A 680-nucleotide genomic window follows, 5' to 3' on the forward strand; every position below is an offset into this window, starting at 1 on the left:
TCTAACTCTTGAATCATCTTTTGCAAACTGACGGTTTCTTCGGTGAGTGATTCAAAACGGCTACGCATAATTTGCAGTTGATGAAGTTGAGACACAAGCAATGGCTGCGCTTCCCCAAAACTACTTACGGTGGCGTTACTCGCACTGTCCCACAATTGGTTACTGTTCAGCTCTGGCTGTTTTGAACTGAGCAGAACTGTGCGTTCTTGCTCTAAGCGTTTTAATTCGCGCAATTTTCCTTGTACTAGGCTGTGCGCTTCGGTGTATTTGGCGCGGAGCAGAGTAAGCTCGCTTCGGATCTCGATAATTTGTTCTTCAATCTTACCGATGACGGGGTTGGTTTTGGAAAGCTGTTGGTCCAAGCTCCCCAAACTGCGAGTCACACCGGCCAGCTCGGCTTCTTTCTCCGCCAAGGTTTGCTTTAAGCTGGCTAGGCGGGTCAAGCTTTGGGCCTGCATTTCTGGAGTTGCGTGTGAGTAGGTGTTTTTGTACTCGGCAAAAGCGTGCTCGGCTTTGTCGAGTTCTTCTCTTCGCTTATTGATATGGATGGTCAAGAAATGGCTGGAATCCTTAATCGACGAGCGTTCTGGGGCCAACAGTTGTTCAACAAATCGGTTACTCACCGACGTTAACATTGACTCCATTCCTTGTGCTTTACCGCTTCTTAGCTGAATTTGGAT

The 680-nt window shown here is 47.8% G+C and carries 1 pseudogene; it reads right to left on the reverse strand.

Going from position 1 to position 680, the window contains the following annotated elements:
• Positions 1-680, reverse strand: a pseudogene (locus R8N47_RS25540) (chain-length determining protein); the annotation flags it as partial.

Source organism: Vibrio sp. 2132-1 (assembly GCF_033344315.1).